This window comes from Neisseria sp. P0009.S008 (genome assembly GCF_051958615.1).
In the GTDB taxonomy this organism is placed as follows: Bacteria; Pseudomonadota; Gammaproteobacteria; order Burkholderiales; family Neisseriaceae; genus Neisseria; species Neisseria subflava.
Genome location: NZ_JBQCVG010000049.1, coordinates 1 through 295 on the forward strand (window position 1 = coordinate 1; position 295 = coordinate 295).

Sequence of the window (295 nt, forward strand, 5' to 3'; positions counted from 1 at the left end):
GGGAGCCGCCTTCGCCACTGGTGTTCCTCCGGATATCTACGCATTTCACCGCTACACCCGGAATTCCGCTCCCCTCTCCCAAACTCTAGCACGCCAGTCCCAAGTGCAGTTCCCAGGTTGAGCCCGGGGCTTTCACACCTGGCTTAACGCGCCGCCTACGCACGCTTTACGCCCAGTAATTCCGATTAACGCTCGCACCCTCCGTATTACCGCGGCTGCTGGCACGGAGTTAGCCGGTGCTTCTTCTGTGGGTAACGTCCAATTAATTAGCTCTTAACCAATCAACCCTCCTCCC

1 rRNA gene is annotated in these 295 nt (G+C 58.0%); it reads right to left on the minus strand.

Annotation, left to right across the window (positions count from 1 at the left end):
* A 16S ribosomal RNA gene (locus tag ACTHSQ_RS11190) occupies positions 1-295 on the minus strand; the annotation flags it as partial.